General features: G+C 61.3%; 7 protein-coding genes. 1 reads left to right on the top strand and 6 read right to left on the bottom strand.

Annotated elements, in window-relative coordinates; translation table 11 throughout:
• The first annotated feature begins 178 nt into the window (after positions 1-178).
• Positions 179-364, top strand: a complete 186-nt coding sequence (locus DDZ17_RS19925; RefSeq protein ID WP_170150244.1) for a peptidylprolyl isomerase — start codon at positions 179-181, stop codon at positions 362-364.
• Positions 365-428: 64 nt separating this feature from the next.
• Here the strand turns inward: DDZ17_RS19925 and pheT are convergent, their stop codons facing one another.
• From pheT to thrS, 6 genes are all read right to left on the bottom strand, one after another.
• Positions 429-2816, bottom strand: coding sequence for a phenylalanine--tRNA ligase subunit beta (gene pheT, locus DDZ17_RS19920; RefSeq protein WP_116368737.1), 2388 nt, complete (start codon positions 2814-2816; stop codon positions 429-431).
• A gap of 23 nt (positions 2817-2839) precedes the next feature.
• Positions 2840-3853 carry a phenylalanine--tRNA ligase subunit alpha gene (pheS, locus tag DDZ17_RS19915; protein ID WP_116368736.1) on the bottom strand — a complete coding sequence of 338 codons (1014 nt, stop codon included), beginning with the start codon at positions 3851-3853 and terminating at the stop codon, positions 2840-2842.
• 146 nt (positions 3854-3999) lie between these two features.
• Positions 4000-4356 (bottom strand): 50S ribosomal protein L20, encoded by a 357-nt coding sequence (gene rplT / locus DDZ17_RS19910; protein WP_116368735.1) that lies wholly within the window; start codon positions 4354-4356, stop codon positions 4000-4002.
• Positions 4357-4382: 26 nt separating this feature from the next.
• Positions 4383-4577: a 50S ribosomal protein L35 gene (gene rpmI, locus DDZ17_RS19905; RefSeq protein ID WP_116368734.1), complete on the bottom strand. Its 195-nt coding sequence runs from the start codon at positions 4575-4577 to the stop codon at positions 4383-4385.
• Positions 4578-4634: 57 nt separating this feature from the next.
• Entirely contained in the window at positions 4635-5219 is a 585-nt protein-coding gene (infC, locus tag DDZ17_RS19900) for a translation initiation factor IF-3 (protein ID WP_116368733.1), read from the bottom strand.
• A complete protein-coding gene (thrS, locus tag DDZ17_RS19895) occupies positions 5167-7107 on the bottom strand; it encodes a threonine--tRNA ligase (RefSeq protein WP_116368732.1) in 1941 nt (646 codons plus the stop codon). Before thrS ends, infC begins: the two co-directional genes overlap by 53 nt.
• Between the last annotated feature and the right edge of the window lie 52 nt (positions 7108-7159).

Genomic DNA, 7159 nt, shown 5'->3' with positions numbered 1-7159 from the left:
TGGCCTTGAATTCCGGTGAGTGGGTCCGTCTCTTGCGTCTCATCGCTTCTCTCCAGAGCATCACGCTCATCTTGAGGGAAGCACTTATCTTCCTGCAATGGCTGTCCAGTCAATGGGGTCCAGCTCTCAGGACGTGGATCGTGCCATATTTCAGGGTGTGGACAACATAGAACCCGGCATGGCCTTTCAGTCACAAGACCAGGAAGGCAATGTACAGCGCGTGGTGGTAACGGCCGTCGAAGGCGACACGGTGACCATTGACGCCAACCACCCGCTGGCCGGCGTGGAACTGCACTTTGACGTGCAGGTTGCAGACGTGCGCCCCGCCAGCGACGAGGAAGTCGCCCACGGGCACGCCCACTAAAAACAACAACGGGCGCCGCGGCATACACGGCGCCCGTTATTGCAGGCGGCTTTACGACAGCGCGTCAGCCCCGCAGTTCCGCGCTGTATCCCGACTGCAAGGCCTCAACCACCCGGCTTACTGCCTGGTTGACGTCATCCTCTTCCAGCGTCCGTGTTTTGTCGCGGAACACCAGCCCCAAGGCCAGGCTCTTGCGACCCGGCTCTACCCCTTTGCCGGCATAGACATCGAACAGGCGCAGGTCTGTCAGGTGCTCACCGGCGGCGTCCTTCACGCTGGCTATCAGCTGCGCGGCGGCAACACTGTTGTCCACCACCACCGCCAGGTCGCGGCGCACTTCCGGGAAGCGCGACAGTTCAGAGAACTGGGGCAACGCACCGTCGGTGACCGCCGCCAGGTCGATCTCGCAGACAAACAGGGGCGCATTCAGGTCCAGCTCGCGCTGCACGCTGGGGTGCAACGCACCCATCACGCCAACTTCCTTGCCATCCAGGTGAATGCGAGCGGTCTGGCCCGGGTGCAGGGCGGGATGGCTGCCGGCAACGAAGCTGAAGGCATCCGCGCGACGCCCCAGCCCCAGCAGACTTTGCAGGTCGCCCTTGAGGTCGAAGAAATCCACCGCCTCGCTGGCCGCAGACCAGGACTCTGCCAGACGCTGCCCGGTAACCACCATGGCCAGCGTCGGCACCTGCTTGAGGTGGGCAAGGCCGGGTTCGGCCCCGGGCACAAAGCGCAGGCCGCTCTCGAACAGGCGCACCCGGGGTTGCTGGCGGTTGGTATTGCGCAGCACAGCCGTCACCAGCCCAGGCAACAAGCTGGTGCGCATCACCGCCATGTCGGCGGAGATGGGATTGGCCAGCGCCACCGGGGTTTTATCGGGGTCAAACACCTGTTGCAGTTTGGGCTCCACAAAACTGTAGGTGATGGCTTCGCGGTACCCGCGAGCCGCCAGGTGGCGACGCAGAAAGCGCAGGGACAAGGCGGATTCTTCCCGCGCTGGCATGGAAAGGCCGGCCTGAATGCGGGTGATCGGCAGGTTGTTGTAACCGTAGATGCGCGCGAGCTCTTCCAGCAGGTCCGCTTCGATGGCGATATCAAAACGCCAGCTCGGCACGCTGCAAACCCAGCCACCTTCCGTGGCGCTTACGCCCAGCCCGAGCCCGGTGAGAATACGCTCAACGTCGGCTCCGGGCAGCTCAAAGCCCAGCAATTTGCCAATGCGCTCTGCGCGCAGGGTCACATCGGGGCGGGCCGGCAGGCTGGCTTCATCAAGCGCCTCCACAATGGGGCCGGGCTCGCCGCCCACAATCGCCAGCAACAGCGCGGTGGCGCGCTCCATTGCCTGGCGCTGCAGTTCAAAGTCCACGCCGCGCTCAAAGCGGTGGGAGGAGTCGGTATGCAGGCCATAGCCCCGCGCCTTGCCCGCCAGGCGGTCGGGGGCAAAGAAGGCCGCTTCCAGGAAGAGGTTGCGGGTGCCTGCCGCCACCGCGGTTTGCTCTCCCCCCATGATGCCGGCCATGGCGACCGGCGCTCGGTGGTCGGCAATGACCAGCGTATCGCTGCTGAGCTCCACCGTCTGGCCATCCAGCAGTTCCAGCGACTCGCCCTGCTCTGCTGTGCGCACCACAATGCCGCCCTGCAGCTTGTCGAGGTCGAAGGCGTGCATGGGCTGGCCGAGTTCCAGCAGGACGTAGTTGGTCACATCCACTGCGGCATCAATGCTGCGAACACCGCAGCGGCGCAGCTTTTCCTGTAGCCACAGGGGGCTGGGGCGCGACAGGTCGACATTGCGAATCACCCGGCCCAGATAGCGTGGGCAGTGGCTGGCGGCCTTCAATTCCACCGGCAGGGTGTCGTCATGCACGGCGGCCACCGGCTCGATCGCCGGCTGGCTGACCTCTAGGCCGTTCAACAGCCCCACTTCCCGGGCGATACCGCGCAGGCCAAGGCAGTCGGCGCGGTTGGGCGTCAGGCCAATTTCTATCAGGTGGTCATCCAGCTTGAGGTAGTCGCGAATGTCGCTGCCCACGGGAGCGTCCGCTGGCAGCTCCATCAGGCCGTCGGAGGCTTCCGACAGTTGCAGCTCCTGTTCGGCGCAGAGCATGCCGAAGGACTCCAGGCCCCGCAGTTTGGCCTTTTTGATTTTGAAATCACCGGGCAACACCGCGCCGACCTTGGCCAGCGGGGCCTTCAGCCCGGCGCGGGCGTTGGGCGCGCCGCACACGATCTGTACGGTTTCATCGCCGGCATTAACCTGGCACACGCGCAGTTTGTCGGCATCCGGGTGCGCTTCTGCGCTGATGATCTCGGCCACCACAACACCACGGAAGGCGCCGGCCACCGGCTCGATGGCATCCACTTCCAGCCCGGCCATGGTGATCTGGTGGGCAAGGTCTTCGGTGGCAAGCGCCGGATTCACCCATTCCCGCAGCCACTGTTCACTGATTTTCACTGTTCAATACTCCGTGGTCTGCTTTAGAACTGCTCGAGAAAACGCAGGTCGTTGTCGAAGAACAAGCGCAGGTCGTTCACGCCGTAGCGCAACATGGCCAGGCGCTCCATGCCCATGCCAAAGGCAAAGCCAGAGTATTTCTCCGGGTCGATGTTGGAGGATTCGAACACGCTGGGGTGCACCATGCCGCAGCCCATGATTTCGATCCAGCCGGTGTGGCTACACACGCGGCAACCGTCGCCGCCGCAGTTCACACACTGGATATCCACTTCCGCCGACGGCTCGGTGAAGGGGAAATAGGACGGTCGGAATCTCACCGCCAGCTCTTTCTCGAAGAAAACACGCAGGAATTCCTCAATCAGGCCCTTCAGGTCGGCAAAGCTGGAATGCTCGTCGATCAGCAGCCCTTCCATCTGGTGGAACATGGGCGTGTGGGTCAAATCCGAGTCGCAGCGGTATACGCGGCCCGGGCAAATGACCCGTAGCGGCGGCTGTTCCGTTTCCATCACCCGCACCTGCACGGGTGAGGTATGGGTGCGCAGCACGGTGGTGGGGTCCACATAAAAGGTATCGTGCATGGCCCGCGCCGGATGATGGGCGGGAATATTGAGGGCCTCGAAGTTGTGGTAGTCGTCCTCGATCTCCGGGCCTTCCACCACGTCGAAGCCAATGCTGCTGAAGAAGTCTTCGATACGCTCAATGGTGCGGGTGACCGGGTGAATGCCACCGGTGCTCTGGCCACGCCCCGGCAGGCTGACGTCGACCGTCTCTGCGGCAAGCTTGGCTTCGACGGCGGCGGACTCCAGGGCCTGCTTGCGCTGGCCGATGAGTTCCTGCAACGCCTGTTTTACAACGTTGATCTGCGCGCCGGCAGCCGGGCGCTCTTCGGCGCTGAGCTTGCCCAGGCTCTTGAGCAGCGCGGTAATCTGGCCTTTTTTGCCGAGATAATCGACGCGCAACTGTTCGAGTGTGGCGCTGTCGTCGGCGGCCTGGATTTTACCCCGGGCTTCGGCGGCGAGTTGTTCGAGGTTTTCCATAGTCTGGTCTCGAGGTTTCTGTGGTGGTTGGCTCGATGACGATGCAGCACCAAAAAAAGAAGGGAAAGAGCAAAGCCCTTTCCCTTCTTGTACTTCCGGTGTAGCCAGCGATCCGCCGGGCCAAAACCCTGCGGAAGGGGGTGGGCTTAGGCCAGAGCGGCCTTCGCTTGCTCCACGATCGCTGCAAAAGCCGGCTTGTCATGCACAGCCAGGTCCGACAGCACGCGGCGGTCCAACTGGATGTCGGCCTTCTTCAGGCCGTTGATCAGGCGGCTGTAGCTCAGGCCATTAGCGCGGGACTGGGCGTTGATACGCGTGATCCACAGCGCGCGGAACTGACGCTTGCGCTGACGGCGGTCACGGTAGGCATACTGGCCCGCCTTGGTAACGGCTTGTTTGGCAACACGAAACACACGGCTGCGGGCTCCATAGTAACCCTTGGCCTGTTTCAGGATTTTCTTGTGACGGCGGTGAGCCACCACACCACGTTTTACGCGAGGCATAGTCTTCTCCTAATCTCCAATGGTCCTTAGCGCGCCCGCAACATGCGGTCGATCAGCACTTTGTCGCTGGCGTGTACCATGGAGGTACCGCGCAGCTGGCGCTTACGCTTGGTGGTCATTTTGGTCAGGATGTGGCTCTTGTAAGCGCTTTTGCGCTTGTAGCCGCCGGCGGTTTTCTTGAAACGCTTGGCAGCCCCGCTGTGAATTTTTGCTTTAGGCATAATAAAAACTCCGCATTTGCAGTTTGATAAAACGAAGCACTAAGGCATTCACGGGCCCTAGTTCTTCTTCTTCGGGGCGATCACCATGGTCATCTGGCGGCCTTCCATTTTCGGGAACTGCTCTACGGTGCCGAGCTCGATAAGATCGGCCTCAACCCGCTTGAGCAATTCCAGGCCAATTTCCTGGTGAGCCATTTCACGGCCGCGAAAACGCAGTGTGACTTTGGCCTTGTCGCCGTTTTCGAGGAAACGCGTCAGGTTGCGCAGTTTTACCTGATAGTCTCCTTCTTCCGTCCCTGGACGAAACTTCATTTCCTTGATTTGAGTCCGCTTCTGCTTCTTCTTCTGAGCAGCCTTCTGCTTCTTCGCCTCAAAGACGTGCTTCCCGTAGTCCATGATCTTGCAGACTGCGGGGTCGGATTCAGCAATAAGCACGAGATCCATGCTCGCGGCTTCCGCCGCGGCCTTGGCCTCGCTGAGGGGCACGATACCTACCTGTTCACCATCGGCGCCAATCAGGCGAACCGGGTCATGGGTGATCTGGTCGTTGGTCAGCGCCTTCTTGGAGGCGCCTTTGCCACTATCTTTCTTAATGCTGATTCTCCACTTCCATTGCAATACGGCCGCGTCGCGCCACGTCATCTGCAAGGAGGGCGACAAACGCCTCGAGATCCATCGATCCCATGTCCTCACCACGACGGGCCCGCACGGCCACTGTCTGTGTTTCCACTTCTTTATCCCCAACCACAAGAAGGTAAGGGACCTTCTGAATTGTGTGCTCGCGGATTTTAAAGCCGATTTTTTCGTTTCTCAAGTCCGAAATGACGCGAAAACCCTTGTTCTGCAAGGATTCTTCCACCTTTTGGACGTATTCGGACTGTTTATCGGTAATATTCAACACTACCGCCTGGGTCGGCGCCAGCCAGGTGGGGTAAACCCCCTCGTAGTGCTCGGTCAGAATACCGATAAACCGCTCAAAGGAACCCAGGATGGCCCGGTGCAACATCACCGGCACCTGGCGCGACCCGTCCTCGGCCACATACTGGGCGTCGAGGCGACCGGGCATGGAGAAATCCACCTGGATGGTGCCCAGCTGCCACACCCGGCCAATGCAGTCCTTGAGGGAAAACTCGATCTTGGGCCCGTAGAAGGCGCCTTCGCCGGGCAGCTCTTCCCAGGGCAGGCTGTGGTTGTCCAGGGCTTCGGCCAAGGCCTTTTCTGCCCGGTCCCAGTCCGCGTCGGAGCCGACCCGCTGCTCGGGGCGGGTGGACAGGCGGTAGATCACATCGCTAAAGCCAAAGTCGGCGTAAACATCGTGCAGGAAGTCTATAAAGGAAGACACTTCCGGCTGGATCTGCGCTTCGGTGCAGAAGATGTGGGCGTCGTCCTGGGTGAAACCGCGCACCCGCATGATGCCGTGCAGGGAGCCAGAGGGCTCGTTGCGGTGGCAGGAACCAAACTCCGCCAGGCGCAGGGGCAGGTCGCGGTAGGACTTGAGCCCCTGGTTGAACACTTGCACGTGGCAGGGGCAGTTCATCGGCTTGACCGCAAACTCCCGCTCCTCACTGCCCAGCAGGAACATGTCGTCGCCAAACTTGTCGGCGTGGCCAGAGCGCTGCCACAGGGAGAGGTCCACCAGCTGAGGCGTTTTGATTTCCTGGTAGCCGTGCCGCTGCTGGGCCTTGCGCATGTACTGCTCAATCGTCTGGTAGATGCTCCAGCCCGCCGGGTGCCAGAACACCATACCGGGCGCCTCTTCCTGGATGTGGAACAGGTCGAGCTTCTTACCGATTTTACGGTGGTCGCGCTTTTCCGCCTCCTGCAGAAACTGCAGGTGCTGCTTGAGGGCCTTTTTGTCGCCAAAGGCCACACCGTAGATGCGCTGCAACATTTTGTTGCTCTGGTCCGCGCGCCAGTAGGCGCCAGACACGCGCATCAGCTTGAAATGCTGGCAGTGGCGCATGCTGGGCACATGGGGGCCGCGGCACATGTCCACATACTCCTGGTGGAAATACAGGCCGGGGCGATCATCACGGGCGATGTCCTGCTCCAGGATTTCCATCTTGTAGGGTTCGCCGCGCTCTTTGAAGGTGTCGTAGGCGCGCTGCCAATCCACCTTCTCCTTGACCACTGCGTACTCAGTGGCGGCCAGTTCCTGCATGCGCTTTTCGATGGCGTCCAGGTCGGCCTCGGTCAGGCGGTGCTCCAGATCGATATCGTAGTAAAAGCCGTTCTCGATGGTGGGGCCGATCGCCATTTTGGCATCCGGCCAGAGCTGCTTGACGGCGTGGCCGATCAGGTGGGCGCAGCTGTGGCGAATAATTTCCAGACCGTCTTCGTCGCGGGCGGTGAACAGGGTCAGGTCCGCGTCGTTTTCGATCAGGTCGCAGGCATCGCGGCGCTCGCCATTGACGCGACCGCCCAGCGTCGCCTTGGCAAGGCCGGGGCCGATGTCCTCGGCCACCTGCATAATGGTGACAGGGGCGGCGTAACTACGTTGGGAACCGTCGGGCAGGGTAATAACAGGCATGAGCTTTCCTGGTGTCAGTGGTGACCCCTACTAAAGGCCACGTGAGTCAGCT

Origin of the sequence: Parahaliea mediterranea (assembly GCF_003402235.1) — a bacterium.
GTDB classification, from domain to species: Bacteria; Pseudomonadota; Gammaproteobacteria; order Pseudomonadales; family Halieaceae; genus Parahaliea; species Parahaliea mediterranea.
The sequence above is the reverse complement of the archived record's forward strand: the minus strand, read 5'-3'. Positions and strand labels throughout refer to the sequence as shown.

Excerpts from the sequence above, each read along its gene's own strand:
- DDZ17_RS19925 (WP_170150244.1), top strand. The coding sequence starts at position 179 with ATGGCCTTTCAGTCACAAGACCAGGAAGGCAATGTACAGCGCGTGGTG.
- pheS (WP_116368736.1), bottom strand. The coding sequence starts at position 3,853 with ATGGAAAACCTCGAACAACTCGCCGCCGAAGCCCGGGGTAAAATCCAG.
- rplT (WP_116368735.1), bottom strand. The coding sequence starts at position 4,356 with ATGCCTCGCGTAAAACGTGGTGTGGTGGCTCACCGCCGTCACAAGAAA.
- rpmI (WP_116368734.1), bottom strand. The coding sequence starts at position 4,577 with ATGCCTAAAGCAAAAATTCACAGCGGGGCTGCCAAGCGTTTCAAGAAA.
- infC (WP_116368733.1), bottom strand. The coding sequence starts at position 5,219 with ATGACGTGGCGCGACGCGGCCGTATTGCAATGGAAGTGGAGAATCAGC.
- thrS (WP_116368732.1), bottom strand. The coding sequence starts at position 7,107 with ATGCCTGTTATTACCCTGCCCGACGGTTCCCAACGTAGTTACGCCGCC.